The sequence below is a fragment of the Photorhabdus khanii NC19 genome, from assembly GCF_000517265.1.
Lineage (GTDB): Bacteria > Pseudomonadota > Gammaproteobacteria > Enterobacterales > Enterobacteriaceae > Photorhabdus > Photorhabdus khanii.
Window position 1 is genome coordinate 819,386 of sequence record NZ_AYSJ01000002.1, and the last position, 19,775, is coordinate 839,160.

At 52.5% G+C, this 19,775-nt stretch carries 1 protein-coding gene; it reads left to right on the plus strand.

What is annotated here, in order from left to right:
* Positions 1–159: 159 nt before the first annotated feature.
* Complete coding sequence (locus PTE_RS03735) at positions 160–19,608, plus strand: non-ribosomal peptide synthetase (RefSeq protein WP_071992926.1); 19,449 nt, start codon at positions 160–162, stop codon at positions 19,606–19,608.
* The last annotated feature ends 167 nt before the right edge of the window (positions 19,609–19,775 follow it).

Below are 19,775 nucleotides of genomic sequence, written 5' to 3' on the forward strand. Positions count from 1 at the left end.
ATTATTAACTGGGTTTTTGTATCCAGGATCTGAATATTTTTAATTGATTTCATACGTATCCGTTTTTATTTCGTGGGGAAAGAAATAAAAATAAAAAATAAATGGTAACTGTTGGAGATGACAGTTTTAAAATTTCTAATAGATTCATTGGGGTAATAGATGAAAGATAACATTGCTAACGTGGGAAATGTTCTTAGAACTGAACTTGTTTCTCAGACGTCAAAAAATATAACTAATGTAAGTGATAATTCACAACAGGCTCAGAATGTAAAGAATATCCTCCAGGTACTCACACCCAGTGAATTATTCTGGTATGAACGTCTTACTTCTTTGCAACCATTCCAGTTACCTTTCGAAACCGCCGGGGAGCAAGTGGAACCCAAGTGGGCAATAAGCGTTTGGTGCTCCCCGCTACCAGGAAATGGTGAAGAGGATCCATTACGGCTACTGTTGCAGGCATTTGCTATCTATCTTGCGCGTTTGACTCATCAAACCGAATTCCAAATTGGCTGGTGCGTAGATGAGGTCAAAGAGACTCCAAATATGTTGGCTGGTTTGGTGCCGGTGGTGCCTATGACCCTTGAAGTGGCGTTTGATAAGCCGTGGGGGGTAGTAGCTGACTGGATTGATGATGAACTGGCCCGTCTGGTGCAGCACCGTACGTTCAGTCGTGATCTACTCTCCTATTTTCCTGACTTGCAGGTTACTTCGGCGTTAACAACAAACCCGTTATGGCGGATAGCGGTCTCAGTGATAAAAAATAGCAAGTCGGGAGAGCAGGATGCATTGGGAGAATTACTGACCCTCCAGATCGATACACAGGGAGGTTTTCGCTGGATCTACGATGAAAATCGCCTGAGCACGGAAAATATTCAGCAGATGAGTGAACATTTACAGGTGCTGGCTTTGTCGAAAAAGATGGATGATGAAATTCCCGTCAGGCAACTGAATTTGTTGCCTGAGGCTGAACGTACCCTGTTACTGGAAACTTGGAACGCCACGAAAGCAACCTATCCCGACCAGTTGTGTATTCATCAGTTGATTGAACAACAGGTGGAGAAAGCTCCGGAGTCACCTGCACTGGTGTATGAAAATCAGACACTCAGCTATGGGGAATTGAATGCTTGTGCCAACCGGCTGGCGCATCAACTGATCGCGTTGGGTGTTAAACCGGATCAGCGGGTGGCGATTTGCATGGCAAGCTCACCGGCGCGGGTGGTGGGGTTGCTGGCGGTATTGAAAGCGGGGGGCGCTTATGTGCCGCTGGATCCTGCCTATTCGGGTGAACGTTTGTCTTATCTCCTGACCGATGCCGCGCCAGCTGTTGTGCTGGCCGATAGTACTGGGCGGGGAGCATTGGGTGGGGAGGCGCTTTCGGGGCTGACGGTATTGGACCCGAATACCTTGCCAGATCTGCCGGACAGTAACCCGCAGGTACCGGGATTAACGGCCCGGCATTTGGCGTATGTGATTTACACCTCTGGCTCGACTGGTATGCCAAAAGGGGTGATGGTGGAACATCGTGGTGTGATTAATCTGGCGTTAGCACAAATTACCCGGCTTGATATTCGTGTAACCAGCCGGATGTTGCAGTTTGCTTCCTTCAGCTTTGATGCCAGTGTTTGGGAAATCATGATAGCGCTGGGTGGGGGGGCAAGCTTAGTTATCCCGACCGACGCGGTTCGTCAGGATCTACGCCGTCTCTGGCATTATCTGGAAGAGCAGGCGGTGACGCACGCCTGTTTGACGCCTGCGTTGCTCCGGGAAGGGGCTGATTTGCCGGCGATAACGATAAAACCCACGTTGGTACTGGCGGGGGAAGCCGCCAGTACCACGTTGATTCAAGCACTGAGGGAGAAAGTGACGCTGTTCAATGCTTATGGCCCGACGGAAATCACTGTGTGTGCCACAACCTGGCGTTGCCCGTCAGACTATACGGATACCTTAGTTCCTATTGGCCGTCCGATGACCAACACGCGCATTTATCTACTGGACGTTTATGGTCAGCCTGTACCACTAGGTGTGATCGGTGAGCTTTATGTGGGGGGAGATGGGGTTGCCCGTGGTTATTTCAACCGCCCTGAGTTGACCGCTGAACGTTTCTTGGCTGATCCATTCAGCAATGAACCTGGAGCGCGCATGTATCGCACCGGGGATTTAGCCCGTTACCGACCAGACGGCAATTTGGAATTCTTGGGGCGTAACGACCAGCAGGTTAAAATCCGTGGTTTCCGGATTGAACCGGGGGAAATTGAGGCCCGGCTGGTGGAATACCCGGCGGTGCGTGAAGCGGTGGTGCTGGCGTTAGGGGAGGGACAGGACAAACAGCTGGTTGCCTATGTGCTGACCCATGAGAATGACGGATTGGCAGTCCGCCTGCGTGAACACCTGAGGGCGCGGTTGCCGGATTATATGGTGCCGGTGGCGTTTGTGAGTCTGGAGAAATTCCCTTTGACGCTGAATGGCAAACTGGATCGCCGGGCGTTGCCTGCGCCAGGGGTGGAAGCTTTCGCTCGTCAGGTTTATGTCGCGCCGCAAGGGGAGATGGAGATTGCTCTGGCGACCCTTTGGCGTGAGTTACTGGGTATTGAGCCCATTAGCCGACACGACAGCTTCTTTGCGCTGGGAGGCCATTCCCTGCTTGGCGTGCGGATGATTGAACGTCTGCATAGCCTGGGATTAACGCTGACTGCCCGTGACCTGTTCCAGTGCCCGATACTGTCAGAACTGGCGCAAATATTGCGGCCGCATCAGGTTGTGGGGGCGCTGCCGAATGTCATTACCTTAGCGACTACCGCATTGACGCCGGTGATGCTGCCGTTGATCGATCTGACTCAGTCTGAAATTGATCACATTATCGAACAAGTACCGGGTGGGATTGCGACTATTCAGGATATCTACGCGTTGTCGCCGCTACAGGACGGTATCCTGTTTCATCACCTGTTGGCTAGAGAGGGTGACCCCTATCTACTAACCTGTCGGATGGTTTTTGCTGATCGCGAGCTGTTGGACCGTTATCTGGCGGCGATGCAATACGTGGTTGATCGCCATGATATCTTACGGACTGCGTTTATCTGGCAAGGATTATCTGCACCGGCGCAGGTGGTGTGGCGTCAGGCGCTTTTATCGGTGACTGAATTGACACTTGATTTGGCGGATGGGCCGGTCGGTGAGCAGTTGGCTCACCGTTTTGATCCGCGTCAGTATCGCTTTGATCTGAACCAAGCGCCGTTGTTGCGTTTTGTGATCGCACCGGAAACGGATGGTCGCTGGCAGGTGCTGCAATTACTGCATCACCTAATTGGCGATCGTACCACGATGGAAGTGATGCACCGTGAAGTTTGGGCCTATCTTGCCGGACAGAGTGACAACTTACCGGTTCCGACGCCTTTCCGCAATCTGGTGGCTGAGGCCCGGTTGGGGGTGAGTCAGGCAGAGCATACCCGCTTCTTTACCGACATGCTGGCTGATGTGGATGAGCCAACGTTGCCGTTTGGGCTGATTGGGGTGCATTGTGATGGTTCGCAGATAACACAATCGTACCGGATGTTATCGCCGGTGTTAAACGACCGCCTTCGTCAGCAGGCAAAATGCTTGGGTGTTAGCTTGGCAACGCTGTGCCATTTGGCTTGGGCGCAGGTGCTGTCACGGACCAGCGGGCAGGAGAAAGTGGTGTTTGGTACCGTGCTGTTTGGACGGATGCAGGTCGGCGAGGGTGCAGACAGTGGCATGGGGTTATTTATTAATACCTTGCCGCTGCGGTTGGATATCGACGATACCCCGGTATGTGACAGTGTGCTGGCGGTGCAGAGTCGACTGGCCTGGCTGTTAGGGCATGAGCATGCTTCACTGGCGCAAGCCCAGAGGTGCAGTGGTGTACAGGGAGAGAGCCCACTCTTTAGTGCACTGTTGAACTACCGGCATAATGAGCAAGTGCTGGCTCCGGATAAGGTTATACAGGGGATTGAATTCCTGGACGAACAGGAACGCACTAACTATCCCTTTGTGCTATCGGTGGAGGACGGTGGCTCCACGTTGGGGCTGACTGCTCAGGCGGTGCAGCCGCTGGAACCGGAACGGGTATGCAGTTATATGCAGCAGGCGCTGGAGAGTCTGGTCGAAGCGCTGGAGCAGGCCCCGGGGACACCGGTACGAGCACTGAACATCCTGCCTGAAACGGAACGCACGCTGTTGCTGGAAACCTGGAACGCCACGGAAACCGCGTATCCTGAGCAGTTACGCATTCATCAGTTGTTTGAACAGCAGGTGGAGAAAACCCCGGAGACCGTCGCACTGATAGAAGGAGATCAAACGCTGAGTTATGCAGAGTTGAACACCTGCGCTAATCGGTTAGCCCGTCAACTGATCGAACAAGGTGTTTGCCCGAATGAGCATGTTGCGATGCTGTTAGCACGATCGACTGAACTGGTGGTAGCCCAGTTGGCTATCCTAAAGATGGGTGCTGTTTACGTCCCTGTCGATCTTAATATGCCGGACGAGCGGAAAAACTGGCTGATAAGCGATTGTTCAGCCAAATTGCTGCTCACTAATACGCGGGCTGATATCCCGGCTGACGTGATTGTTCCAGTGCTCTGCCTCTCTGATGAGACAGATAGGAGCAGAGAAGAAGATCGTTTCAATCTCAATTTACCTTGCCTCAGCTCCGGTGCGGCGTATGTCATGTATACCTCCGGTTCGACCGGTACACCCAAAGGGGTGGTTGTGCCTCACCGTGCTGTGGTCCGGTTAGTGATTAATAACGGTTATGCTGAAATCGAACGGGATGAGCGAGTTGCTTTTACGGCTAATCCAGCGTTTGATGCCAGCACGTTTGAAGTCTGGGCACCGTTGCTCAATGGCGGTACATTGGTGGTTATCGACCATGCCACGTTGTTGACACCACACGAGTTAGTGCGAGCTCTAAAAATGCATCACGTCACGGTTCTATGGCTGACTATCGGGCTGTTTAACCGGCTGGCGGCAGCATTGTCCCCGGTTCTTTCGCAGATTAAGGTGCTAATTTTCGGGGGAGATATCCCTGATCTGCATGTGATTGCCCAGGTGTTGGATCATCATCCGCCACAACAATTACTACAGGCTTACGGTCCGAGCGAGGGAACCACCTTTACTACGATGTATCCTATTGAAGTGCTACCGCAGGATGTGACCCGGATCCCGATTGGTCAGCCGATAGCGAATACCCGTGTTTATCTGCTGGATGCTGATGGTCAGCTGGTGCCGCTAGGCGTGATCGGTGAGATTTATGTGGGTGGAGATGGGGTTGCCGATGGTTATCTTAATCGTCCTGAGTTGACGGCTGAACGTTTCCTGGTGGATCCATTTAGTGATAAACCGGGTGCACGTATGTACCGGACTGGGGATTTAGCCCGCTATCTGTCGGACGGTAATCTGGAATTCCTTGGCCGTAACGACCAACAGGTAAAAATTCGCGGTTTCCGTATTGAACCGGGTGAAATTGAAGCCCGGTTGACCGCTTACCCTGAGGTGCGTGAAGCGGCTGTTCTGGCGTTGGGCGAAGGACAGGATAAACGTCTGGTCGCCTATGTAGTAGCGCCGGAGAATGATGGGTTGGCGGTTGGCCTGCGTACTTATCTGAGTGTCATTTTACCGGATTATATGGTGCCGGCGGCTTTTGTGCGCTTGGATGCCTTCCCGTTGACCTCTAACGGTAAGCTGGATCGTCGGGCGTTGCCGGCACCGGGGGAAGAAGCCTTTGCCCGTCAGGTTTATGAAGCACCGCAAGGGGAGATGGAAACGGTGCTGGCGGCGATTTGGCGTGAATTGCTGGGGGTTGAACAGATTAGCCGGCATGACAATTTCTTTGCGCTCGGTGGTCATTCGCTGTTGGGTATACGGTTGATGAACCGGATAGCGGCTTTTGGCATCGAGCTGCCATTGAGCACGTTGTTTGAAGCACCTGCTTTAACGGCCTTTGCTGAGGCAATGGGTGCCCGGTTTGATAAACAGAGCAGGCTATTGCCCGCTATTCTGCCGATATCCCGTGAGGGGAAATTGCCGCTGTCATTCTCTCAACAGCGTTTGTGGTTCCTGGCGCAGCTTGATGGCGTCAGTGATACCTATCATATTCCTGTGACCATACGCTTGCGTGGTCAAGTTGATATCGCTGCTTGGCAGCAGGCGCTGAATGCCTTGTTTGCCCGCCATGAAGCGTTACGTTCCGTATTTATGGTTGTCGACGGTCAGCCTCAGGTACGGCTATTGGCACCGGACAATGGATTACCTTTGTCACAACACGATCTGCGCGGGATCCCTGAGGCCGAAACGGTACTTGAACGCCTGAGTACAGAGGAAGTTTATACGCCGTTTGATCTCATGAGTGGCCCGTTGATCCGTGCTTTTCTTATCCGGCTCAGGGATGACGAATATCAGTTTTTGCTTACCCAGCATCACATTATTTCCGATGGCTGGTCGATCAATGTGCTGATCCGTGAATTCAGTACCCTCTATACAGCTTTCCTGGCAAAACAACCTGATCCATTGCCACCGCTGACGATTCAATATCCTGATTATGCCGCCTGGCAGCGCCAATGGCTGTCCGCCGAACATACCCAAATTCAATCCGACTATTGGCGCATGATGCTGGCTGATGCGCCGGTTCTGCTGGATTTACCCACTGACCGGCCACGACCGCCTGAGCAATCGTTTGTGGGGAATACCTTGGCGGTCAATTTGGATGCTGAGTTAACGAAAGCCCTTAAGCGCCTGAGTGAACAGCAGGGTGTCACATTATTCATGACGATTTTGTCAGCCTGGGCGGCGGTGTTGTCTCGTTTGTCCGGTCAGGATGATGTGGTTATTGGTACTCCGAGTGCAGGCCGCAGTTGTCGGGAAGTAGAGCCGCTTATCGGCTTTTTTGTTAATACGCTGGCGTTGCGCATTGACTTATCGGGCGAGCCGAATGTGGCTGAGTTGCTGATACGGGCGCGACAAGTCGCACTGATGGCACAGGAGCACCAGGATTTACCGTTTGAACAGGTGGTGGAAATCGTACAACCGCCGCGCCGACTGGCGCATACGCCGTTGTTCCAGGTGATGTTTGCCTGGCAGAACAATGAAAGATCTGAGTGGGAATTGCCGGGGGTGGCTGTGTCACCGGTCGATCAAACCTTTAATGTCATTAAGTTTGATCTGGAACTGAACTTGTCTGAAGAAGAGGGCAGGATTGTCGGTTATCTCGATTATTCAACTGCCCTGTTTGATCAATCGACAATCGAACGACACGCAGGATATCTGCACACGGTACTGCAAGCAATGGTCGCTAATGTTCAGCAGCGGATCGGGGAAATCGATATCCTGGCACCGGCAGAGCGTAGATTGTTGCTGGAAATCGGGAACGCGACAGAAACTGTGTTCCCTGACCCGTTGTGTATTCATCAGTTATTTGAGCAACAGGTGGAGATAACGCCGGATATGGTGGCGCTGATATATCAAGAGCAAACTTTCAGTTATGCCGAACTGAATGCCCGAACTAACCGGCTGGCGCATCAACTGATTGGGCTGGGGGTAGCACCGGACCAGCGGGTGGCGATTTGCGTGTCACGTTCCCCGGCAATGGTCGTCGGGATGTTGGCGGTGTTGAAAGCGAGTGGTGCCTATGTCCCGTTGGATACGGCTTATCCGGTTGAACGTCTCGCACATATCCTGAATGATGCTAAACCCGCGATGGTGTTGGTTGATGAAGCCGGACGGCGGGCGCTGGGTGAAGACCTGCTGGCCGGGTTGCTTGTCCTTGACCTGAATACCCGGTTTGACCAACCGGACAGCAACCCACAGGTACTTGGGTTGACGCCACAGCATCTGGCGTATGTGATTTACACCTCCGGTTCAACCGGGCAACCAAAAGGGGTGATGATAGAACATCAGGCGATTTATCAGCGCAGTTTAGGTTTTAATGAAACCTATGCAGTGACGGCGCAAGACCGGGTGCTGCAATTTTCCTCTTTTGCTTTCGATGCATCGGTCGAGGAATTTTTTTCGTCATTATCTCATGGCGCGACGTTGGTGATGCGCGATGATAGCTGGTTGGCTTCGGTACAAGAATTCATAGCCTTAATTCGGCAACATCGTATTACGGTGATGTCTCTGCCGACGCTGTTTTGGTCTGAATTGGCGGCATTACCGCTACCGGAGTGTCTCAGGTTAATCATTATGGGTGGCGAGGCGGTCAAAAAGAGCGCCATTCAGGCGTGGTTTGCCCAGAAAACCTATCGTCCCCGGTTGTTAAATACCTATGGCCCGACGGAAAATACCGTGATTGCCACCTGCAAGGCGCTATTATCGCCGGAGGACGCTGGTTCTATCGGTCGACCGGTGAAAAATACTTGCATTTACCTGCTGGACAGCGACGGCCAACCGGTGCCATTAGGCAGTATTGGCGAAATCTATATTGGCGGTGTGGGTGTTGCCCGGGGTTATCTTAACCGGCCAGAATTAACTGCGGAGCATTTCCTGGTCGATCCGTTCAGTAGCAACCCAGATGCGCGCATGTACCGAAGCGGGGATTTGGCCCGTTATCTGCCGGATGGCAATCTGGAATTTCTGGGCCGTAATGACCATCAGGTGAAAATCCGCGGTTTCCGCATTGAACCGGGGGAAATTGAGATCCGGCTGATGGAATATCCGACGGTGCAAGAGGCGGTGGTGCTGGCGTTAGGTGAGGGACAGGACAAACGACTGGTGGCTTATGTGGTGGCGGAAACAGATGACGAGCTGGTTAATGGCCTGCGTCGCCATCTAAGCGCTACGTTGCCTGACTACATGATACCGTCGGCCTTTGTGCGTTTGGATGCCTTGCCATCGACGCCGAATGGCAAATTGGATCGCCGGGCGCTGCCGGCACCGGGAGAGGAGGCTTTTGCTCGCCAGGTTTACGAAGCGCCGCAAGGGGAGATAGAAACGGCACTGGCGGCGATTTGGCGTGAATTGCTGGGGGTTGAGCAAATTAGCCGGCATGACAATTTCTTTGCCCTGGGCGGCCATTCGTTACTGGTGGTCCGGATGATTGAATCCCTGCGGCGTATTGGTTTGGGCGTCTCGGTACAAACACTATTCCAGCATCAGACCCTCCGTGTTTTGGCTCAGTCTCTGGATCAGCATCGTGAAATTCAGGTGCCTGAAAACCGTATTACACCGGACATGACGGTGTTGACGCCGGATTTACTGCCGCTGATTAACCTGACTCAATCTGACATTGATCTTATCGCTGGGCAAGTACCGGGTGGGATAGCCAATATTCAAGATATCTATGCGTTGTCGCCGTTACAGGAGGGGATTTTGTTCCATCACCTGCTGGCAAATGAAGGTGATCCGTATCTGTTAACCAGTCAAATGGCTTTTGCTGACCGGTCTCTGCTGGATCGTTATCTGGCAGCGGTTCAACAAGTTATTGATCGGCATGATATCTTGCGTACCGCGTTTATCTGGCGAGGATTATCCGTGCCGGCGCAGGTGGTTTGGCGTCACGCGACTTTGTCGGTGACTGAACTGATATTAGACCCGGTTGACGAACCGATCAGTGACCAACTAATCCGGCGTTTTGATCCGCGTCAGCATCGTATCGATCTGGGGCAGGCACCGTTGCTGCGTTTTGTAATTGCACAGGAGGGGGGCCGCTGGATCCTGCTGGAGCAACAACATCACCTGATAGGTGACCACACGACGCTGGAAGTGATGAACAGTGAAGTGCAGGCACATCTTACAGATCAGAAGGATAGTCTGCCTGCGCCGGTTCCTTTTCGCAATTTGGTGGCGCTGGCCCGGCTCGGTGTCAGTCAGGAAGAACACACCCGTTTCTTTACCAATATGTTAGCTGAGGTCGATGAACCGACACTGCCGTTCGGGTTGACAGAGGTACATCGTGATGATTTACAGATGGTGGAATTTCACCGGATGCTAACAACCGGGCTGAATGACCGTTTGCGTGGTCAGGCCCGGTGTTTGGGCGTGAGTCTGGCCGCCTTGTGTCATCTGGCTTGGGCGCAGGTACTGTCGCGTACCAGTGGTCAGGAGAAAGTGGTGTTTGGCACTGTGCTGTTTGGGCGTATGCAGGCGGGGGAGGGTGTTGACAGAGGCATGGGATTGTTTATCAATACGTTGCCGCTGCGGCTGGATATGGATGATACGCCGGTATGGGATAGTGTACAGGCCTCCCATACCCGGTTGGCGGGATTGCTGGCCCATGAACATGCTTCACTGGCGCTGGCTCAACGTTGCAGTGGGGTCGCCAGTGGGACACCGCTGTTCAATGCGCTGTTGAACTATCGGCATAATACGCTGCCGGTTACCTCGGATGAAATCATCAGCGGTATTGAATTTCTGGGCGGACAAGAGCGGACCAACTATCCGTTTTCTCTGTCAGTGGAAGATTTTGGTGACGCACTGGGGTTGACGGCTCAGGTGGTGCAGCCGCTTGATCCGGAACGGATATGTGGTTATATGCAGCGGACACTGGAGAGTTTAGTCGAGGCATTGGAACAGTCCCCGGAAACGCCGGTACGGCAGTTGGAAATTCTGCCAGAAACTGAACGCACATTGTTGCTGAAAACCTGGAATACCACTGAAATAGCGTATTCTGACGCGTTGTGTCTCAATCAGCTGTTTGAACAACAGGTGGAGAAAACGCCGGATGCCACGGCGTTAGAATATCAAGAACACCTTCTCAGTTATGCTGAATTGAATGCCCGTGCCAACCGGCTGGCCCATCAACTGATTACGCTGGGTGTCGCGCCGGATCAGCAGGTGGCGATTTGCGTGGCGCGTTCCCCGGCAATGGTCGTCGGGATGTTGGCGGTGCTGAAAGCAGGTGGAGCCTATATCCCGTTAGATACGGCCTATCCGGTTGAGCGTCTGGCGTATATTCTGAATGATGCTAAACCTGCGGTGGTGTTGGCGGATGAAGCCGGACGGGTGATGTTGGGTGAAGACGTGTTGGCGGGATTGCTTGTCCTTGACCCGAATACTCAGCCTGCCCAGCCGGACAACAACCCACAGAGACTTGGGTTGACGCCACAGCATCTGGCCTATGTCATCTATACCTCCGGCTCAACCGGGCAGCCGAAAGGGGTGATGGTGGAACATCAGGCGGTGTATCAGCGTTATCTTGGCTTTAATGAGGCTTATGTTGTTACGGCGCAAGACCGGGTGTTGCAATTCTCCTCTTTTGCTTTTGATGCATCGGTCGAAGAATGCTTCTCGTCATTATGTAATGGTGCCACGATGGTAATGCGGGATGATAGCTGGTTGGTTTCGATACAGGAATTTATTGCCTTAATCCGACAAAGCGGTATCACGATGATGTCTCTGCCGACCTTATTCTGGTCTGAACTGGCGGGCAGAGATCATGGATTAGCGTTGCCGAATTGTCTTCGACTGATCATCATTGGGGGGGAGACGGTTAAAAAGAACGCCGTTCAGGACTGGTTTACCCATGAAACCCACCTCCCTCGCCTGTTGAATAGTTATGGCCCGACTGAAACCACCGTGATGGTGACCTATAAGGATGTATTATCGCCGGAAGATAACCGCTCTATTGGCCGGCCGGCTAAAAATTCCTGCGTTTACCTGCTGGACTTATATGGTCAACCGGTGCCATTAGGTTGCATTGGCGAAATGTATATTGGTGGCGTTGGGGTGGCGCGCGGTTATCTTAACCGGCCTGAATTAAGCGCAGAACGTTTTGTGCCGGATCCCTTTAGCCCGATATCCGGGGCGAGGATGTATCGTTCCGGGGATTTGGCCCGTTACCTGCCGGATGGTGACCTGGAATTCCTGGGTCGTAATGACCATCAGGTAAAAATCCGCGGCTTCCGGATTGAACCGGGAGAAATTGAGACCCGGCTGATGGAATATCCGGCGGTGCAAGAGGCGGTGGTGCTGGCGTTGGGGGAGGGACAGGATAAACGCCTGGTGGCTTATGTGATGGCGGAAACGGATGATGAGTTGGTTAATAACCTGCGTCGCCACCTGAGCGCCATTTTGCCTGACTACATGGTACCGGCGGCCTTTGTACGTTTGGATGCCTTTCCATCAACGCCGAATGGCAAACTGGATCGCCGAGCGCTGCCGGCACCAGGGGAGGACGCTTTTGCCCGTCAGGTCTATGAAGTGCCGCAAGGCGAGATGGAAAGTGCGCTGGCAGCGGTTTGGCGGGAGTTGCTGGGGGTTGAACAAATTAGCCGGCATGATAATTTCTTTGCCCTTGGCGGCCATTCGTTGCTGATTGTCCGAATGATTGAATCCCTGCGGCGTATTGGCCTGGGCGTCTCGGTGCAAATGCTATTTCGACATCAGACACTCCGTGTTTTGGCTCAGTCTCTAACTCAACATCGTGAAATCCAGGTACCAAAAAACCGTATTACACCGGATATGACGGTGCTGACACCCGATCTGCTGCCGCTGATTAACCTGACCCAGACTGAGATTGATCTTATCGTCGGGCAAGTACCCGGCGGGATGACCAATATTCAAGATATCTATGCGTTGTCGCCGTTACAGGAGGGGATTTTGTTCCACCATCTGTTGACAAACAGAGGTGATCCGTATTTGTTGACTGGTCAAATGTCCTTTGCTGATCGGTCTCTGCTAGATCGTTATCTGGTGGCGGTTCAACAGGTGGTTGATCGCCATGACATCCTGCGTACCGCTTTTATCTGGCAAGGATTATCTGTGCCGACGCAAGTAGTCTGGCGTCAGGCAACTTTGTCGGTGACTGAATTGACATTAGACCCGGTTGACGGGCCGATCAGTAACCAACTAACCCAGCGTTTTGATCCGAGTCAGTGTCGTATGGATCTGGGGCAGGCACCGCTGCTGCGATTTATGATTGCACAGGAAGAAGGAGGACGTTGGATATTGCTGGAACAGCAGCATCACCTGATAGGTGACCACTCGACGATGGAAGTGATGGATCGTGAAGTTCAGGCGTATCTTGTTGGTCAGGAGGCAAATTTGCCTGCTCCGGCCCCTTTTCGCAATCTGGTGGCGCAGGCCCGGTTGGGGATGAGTCAGGCAGAGCATACTCGCTTCTTTACTGACATGTTAGCAGGGGTGGATGAACCGACACTATCATTCGGGTTGACGGAGGTGCACCAAGATGGCTCACAGGTGACGGAATCATATCGGATGTTGACATCTGAGCTGAATGACCGTTTACGTAATCAGGCCCGATGTTTAGGTGTCAGTTTAGCGTCGTTGTGTCATCTGGCTTGGGCACAGGTGTTATCGCGTACCAGTGGTCAGGAGAAAGTGGTGTTCGGCACTGTGCTGTTTGGGCGGATGCAGGCAGGCGAAGGGGCTGACAGTGGCATGGGGCTGTTTATTAATACCTTACCATTACGGTTGGATATGGATGAAACCCCGGTACGGGACAGCGTACAGGCCGCTCATACCCGGTTGGCGGGATTGTTGGTGCATGAACATGCCTCACTGGTGTTGGCTCAACGTTGCAGCGGAGTAGCCAGTGGGACGCCTCTGTTCAATGCGTTGTTGAATTACCGGCATAATACGCAGGTGGTCATCTCGGATGAACTCATCAGCGGTATTGAATTCCTCGATGCGCAGGAGCGGACCAACTATCCATTTGCCCTATCAGTGGAAGATTATGGTCACGCACTGGGGCTGACGGCTCAGGTGGTACAACCGTTTGAGCCAGGAATGATATGTGGGTACATGCAGCAGGCGCTGGAGAGTTTGGTAGAGGCATTGGAGCAGGCCCCGGAAACACCGGTACGGCAGTTGGAAATTCTGCCGGAAATGGAGCGTACATTGTTGCTGAAAACCTGGAATGCGACTGAAACCGCGTATCCTGATGCGTTGTGCATCCATCAGTTGTTTGAACAACAGGCAGAGAAAACCCCGGATGCGATGGCTTTGAGGTATAAAGAGCGAACGCTCAGTTATGCAGAACTGAATGCCCGTGCTAACCGGCTGGCACATCAACTGATTGCGTTGGGTGTGGTACGGGATCAACGGGTGGCGATTTGCGTGTCACGTTCACCGGCAATGGTGGTGGGTTTGTTGGCGGTATTGAAAGCGGGTGGGGCTTATGTGCCTCTGGATCCGGTTTATCCCGGTGAGCGTCTGGCGCATATTTTGATTGACGCTGCGCCGGCTATATTGTTGGCGGATGATATTGGGCGTACTGCGTTGGGGGGCGAGGGGCTGGCTACACTGACCGTGCTCGACCCGAATATACTGCCTGACCAGCCGGATAGTAACCCGCAGGTACCGACATTGACTTCACGGCATTTGGCGTATGTGATTTACACCTCCGGCTCCACCGGCATACCGAAAGGGGTGATGGTTGAACATCGTGGGTTGGTCAATCTGATTCTGGATAAAATTGCCCAATTTGGCATTGGTACTGATAGCCGGATATTGCAGTTTATCTCATTGGGATTTGATGCCAGCGTCCTGGAAATCATGATGGCCTTGACAGGTGGGGCGACTCTGGAAATCCCTGTAGATACTATCCGTCAGGATCCAAGCCGCCTCTGGCATTATCTGGAGGAACAGGCAATAACGCACGCCTGTTTGACACCTGCTTTACTCCGGGATGGTGCGGATTTGCCGGTGATGACGATAAGACCGACGTTGATATTGGGTGGTGAGGCCCCCAGTACCGCGTTGCTTCAGGCTTTGTGTGGTCGGGTAAATCTGTTCAATGATTATGGCCCGACGGAAATCACCATATGTGCGACTAGTTGGCGTTGCCCGTCAGATTATACGGGTGAGCTGAGCTCTATCGGCCGGCCGACGGCCAACACACGGCTTTATTTGTTGGATAAATATGGTCAGCCGGTGCCGTTAGGGGCGGTGGGGGAGTTGTATATTGGAGGGGCTGGGGTGGCGCGGGGTTATCTCAATCGCCCTGAATTAACCGCTGAACGTTTCCTGGTCGATCCATTCAGTGACAACCCTGATACCCGCATGTACCGAACCGGGGATTTGGCCCGTTACCGACCAGACGGTAATGTGGAATTCCTGGGCCGTAACGACCAACAGGTGAAAATTCGTGGTTTCCGGATTGAACCGGGAGAAATTGAGACCCGGCTGATGGAATACCCGGCAGTGCGTGAAGCCGTGGTGCTGGTGCAGAGTGAGGAGCAGGATAAACGCCTGGTGGCTTATGTGGTGGCCGATGTGGATGACAAGTTAATTCACTGTCTGCGCACTCATCTGAGTGCCATTTTACCGGATTACATGGTGCCGTCGGCCTTTGTGCGTCTGGATGCCTTCCCGTTAACGCCTAACGGCAAGCTGGATAGCCGGGCGCTGCCAGTGCCGGATGAGGCGTCTTTTGCCCGTCAGGTCTATGAAGCGCCGCAAGGGGAAAATGAGATTGCCCTTGCCGCCATCTGGCGTGAATTACTGGGGATTGAGCAGATAAGCCGGTATGACAATTTCTTTGCGCTGGGCGGTCATTCACTGCTGGCTGTTCGGATGATGAACCGTGTTGCGGCTTTCGGTGTTGAATTGTCGTTGAGCACGTTGTTTGCATTCCCCTCTTTGGCTGCCTTTGCTGACGTGATGAGTGAGCGGTTTGATGAACAGAGCAGGTTATTGCCCGCCATTATGCCGATATCCCGTGAAGGCAAATTGCCGTTGTCATTTGCGCAACAGCGTCTGTGGCTCCTAGCCCAGTTTGAGGGAGTTAGTGAGACTTATCATATCCCGATGGCATTCCGTTTACGTGGTCAGCTTAATGTAAGTGCCTGGCAGCAGGCGCTTGATGCTTTGTTTGCCCGTCATGAAGCGTTGCGCTCTGTTTTTGTTTCTGTTGACGGTCAGCCGCAGGTGGAATTATTACCGGTGGAATTGGGCTTACCGATGAAAAAATACGATCTGCGTGAAATACTCGACATGGATGAACAGCTTAAGCGTTTATGTGCGCAGGAAGCTGAGATGTCATTTGATCTTGCCCGCGGTCCCTTAATCCGTTCAGGTTTGGTACAACTGGCTAACGATGATTACGTTTTCTTGCTGACCCAGCATCACATTGTGTCAGACGGCTGGTCTACAGGCGTGTTGATAGGTGAGTTGAACGCGCTCTATACGGCTTTTCAGGCCGGGCAACCGGATCCATTGCCACCACTGGCGATTCAGTACCCTGATTACGCCGCTTGGCAACGTCAGTGGCTGTCGGCTGGACGTACTCAAATTCAATCCGACTATTGGCGTACCATGCTGGCTGATGTGCCGGTATTACTGGATTTGCCGACTGACCGACCTCGTCCGCCTAAGCAGATGTTTGTGGGTAATACCTTGTCGGTCAATCTGGATGCGGAGTTAACCCAAGCCCTTAAACACCTGAGTGAACAGCAGGGTGTCACGTTATTTATGACACTGTTGTCAGCTTGGGCGGTGGTCCTGTCGCGCCTGTCAGGTCAAAACGATGTGGTTATTGGTACACCAAGTGCCGGCCGCAATCGCCAGGAAGTGGAGCCACTGCTTGGCTTCTTTGTGAATACGCTGGTGTTGCGTATTGACTTATCGGGGACACCGAATGTGGCTGAGTTGCTGGCACGAGTGCGACATGCTGCGCTGATGGCACAGGAGCACCAGGATTTACCGTTTGAACAGATAGTAGAAATCGTGCAACCGCCACGCAGATTGGCGCATACTCCGCTGTTCCAGGTGATGTTTGCCTTGCAGAACAATGAACGTATTGAATGGAGATTGCCGGGGCTGGCAGTGTCACCGGTCGATCAAGATTTTGATGTCGTTAAGTTTGATCTGGAATGGAGCTGTCAGAGGAGGATGCAGGATTGTGGGTCATTGAGTTATGCTGCGGCCCTGTTTGACCAACAGACGATTGAGCGCTACGTGGGGTATCTGCACACGGTACTGCAAGCGATGGTGGCTCATCCTCAACAGTCAATTGGGGAAATCGATATTTTGGCCCCGGCAGAGCGCAGGCTATTGCTGGCAACCTGGAACGCCACGGAAACCCCCTATCCTGACCCGCTGTGTATTCATCAGTTATTTGAACAACAGGCCGAGAAAACACCGGATGCGACGGCACTGGTGTATGAAGACCAGACTTTCAGCTATGCCGAGCTGAATGCCCGTGCTAACCGGCTGGCGCATCAACTGATTGCGCTGGGCGTGGAGCCGGACCAGCGGGTGGCGATTTGCGTGGCGCGTTCACCGGCAATGGTGGTGGGATTGCTGGCGGTGCTGAAAGCGGGTGGGGCTTATGTGCCGCTGGATCCTGCCTATCCGGGTGAGCGTTTGNCCCATATCCTAAATGATGCGGCACCGGCGATAGTACTAGCGGATGAAACTGGGCGGACAGCATTAGGCGAGCTGGCACTGGCCGGGTTGACGGTACTTGACCCGAATGTTCAGCTTGATCAACCGGACAGCAACCTGCTGGCACTTGGGTTGACGCCACAGCATCTGGCCTATGTGATGTACACCTCCGGTTCAACCGGTCGACCGAAAGGGGTAATGGTGGAACATCAGGCGGTGTATCAGCGTTACCTCGGTTTTAATGATACTTACGCTGTTACGGAGCAAGACCGGGTGTTGCAATTTGCCTCTTTTGCTTTTGATGCGTCGGTTGAGGAATTTTTCTCGTCATTATCTAATGGCGCGACGTTGGTGATGCGCGATGATAGCTGGCTGGCTTCAGTACAAACATTTATTGCCTTAATCCGACAACATCGTATTACAGTGATGTCTCTGCCGACGCTATTTTGGTCTGAACTGGCAGCGTTACCGCTACCGGAGTGTCTCAGGTTAATCATTATGGGGGGTGAGGCAGTCAAAAAGAGCGCCATTCAGGCGTGGTTTACGCAGAAAGCCTATCGTCCACGGCTGTTAAATACCTATGGCCCAACGGAAAATACCGTGATTGCCACCTGTAAGGCGGTATTGTCGCCGGAAGATGACCGTTCTATCGGCCAGCCGGTTAAAAATGTTTGTATCTACCTGCTGGACCCCTATGGTCAACGGGTACCGTTAGGTTGCACTGGCGAGATGTATATTGGCGGCATCGGGGTAGCGCGCGGTTATCTTAACCGGCCGGAACTGAGCGCGGAGCGTTTTATGCCGGATCCCTTTAGTCCGGTATCTGGTGCTCGGATGTATCGTTCCGGTGACTTGGCTCGTTATCTGCCGGATGGCAATCTGGAATTCCTGGGCCGTAATGACCATCAGATTAAAATCCGCGGTTTCCGGATTGAACCGGGAGAAATTGAGACCCGGCTGATGGAATATCCGACGGTGCAAGAGGCGGTGGTGCTAGCGTTGGGCGAGGGACAGGATAAACGTTTGGTGGCTTATGTGGTGGCGGAAGTAGATGACGGGTTGGTTAATCGCCTGCGTAGCCACCTGAGTGCCATATTGCCTGACTATATGGTGCCGGCGGCGTTTGTGCGTTTGGATGCCTTTCCATCGACGCCCAATGGCAAACTGGATCGTGGGGCGCTACCAGCTCCGGGGGAGGAGGCTTTTGCCCGCCTGGTTTACGAAGCGCCACAAGGCGAGATGGAAACGGTGCTGGCAGCGATTTGGCGCGAGTTGCTAGGGGTTGAACAAATTAGCCGACATGACAATTTCTTTGCCTTGGGTGGTCACTCACTGCTCGCCATACGGATGATAAATCTTGCCACAGGTCGAGGCTTGATTTGCACATTGAGTACCTTGTTCCAATTCCCGGTGTTGGCTGAATTGTCAGCAAAAATCACCTTAGATTTGCTATCTCAGCCGAAAAGCAGCGCCATATCGGTGCGACTTGACGGAACAGGGTTGCCGTTGTTCTTTGTGCCCAGTGGGATGGGTGACTATTCCTATGTTTTTGGATTGGCCCGCCAAATTCAGTCAGGTTACCCGATTTATGCACTGCCTTGGTCATCCACCAATGAGTCGCCGATGTCGACGATGGAAGAGCAGGCAGCAAGAATGATCGGCTTGATGAAAGCGGTTCAACCGAAAGGCCCTTACCGGGTAGGGGGCTACTCTTCCGGAGGTATATTGGCTTATGCTATTGCTGAGAGGCTGTTACATACTGGTGAAAGGGTTAACTTCTTGGGGCTGATTGATACGCCGGCTCCTCACTATTTTGGGCAGCAGAAAGTACAACCTGGATACCAATTCTTTGCCGAATTAGCAAGACAGTTAGGGGAAGAATACACTGAGGAAATGGCATCGTTGTACCGGCGAATTGATGAGTTGAATTTGGTGCAATTGATTGAAGCGGCCCAAAAATTGGCATTATACCCGGCAAATTTGCGCGCTGATTTAATCGCAAAACGTTGGGAGCAGATAGCAAATTATGCGCAAATAGTCAGAGAATATAAGCCGCAAATATTAGCGATAACGTTACATCAGTTTTATGCAATGGAACCTTCCCCCGCTATTTCTTTTATGACGGATGAAGAGCCGGAATTGTTAAATATAGAACCATCGCTGGGTTGGGAGCAGATAATACCTGATGCTTTGCTTCAACTGATTGGGATACCGGGTAACCATTTTAGTGTATTAGAGGATAATGAACATAAAACGGCTTTAGCTCAGGCTCTGAATAGGGCGCTGGCAATCAGTTGTAATGGGGAGGCGCTATAATACTGATATATTAAGGAATATTGGATAATTTAACGTTGGTGTGATAATCCGGTATATCTTGTTTATACCGGATTTTTCATGAAAAATTATTTAACTGGTTTATGAGAAAGTTTATTCCCCCGGTTGAAAACGTTATTAAAGTTAGTTGTTTTTTTAAATATATTATC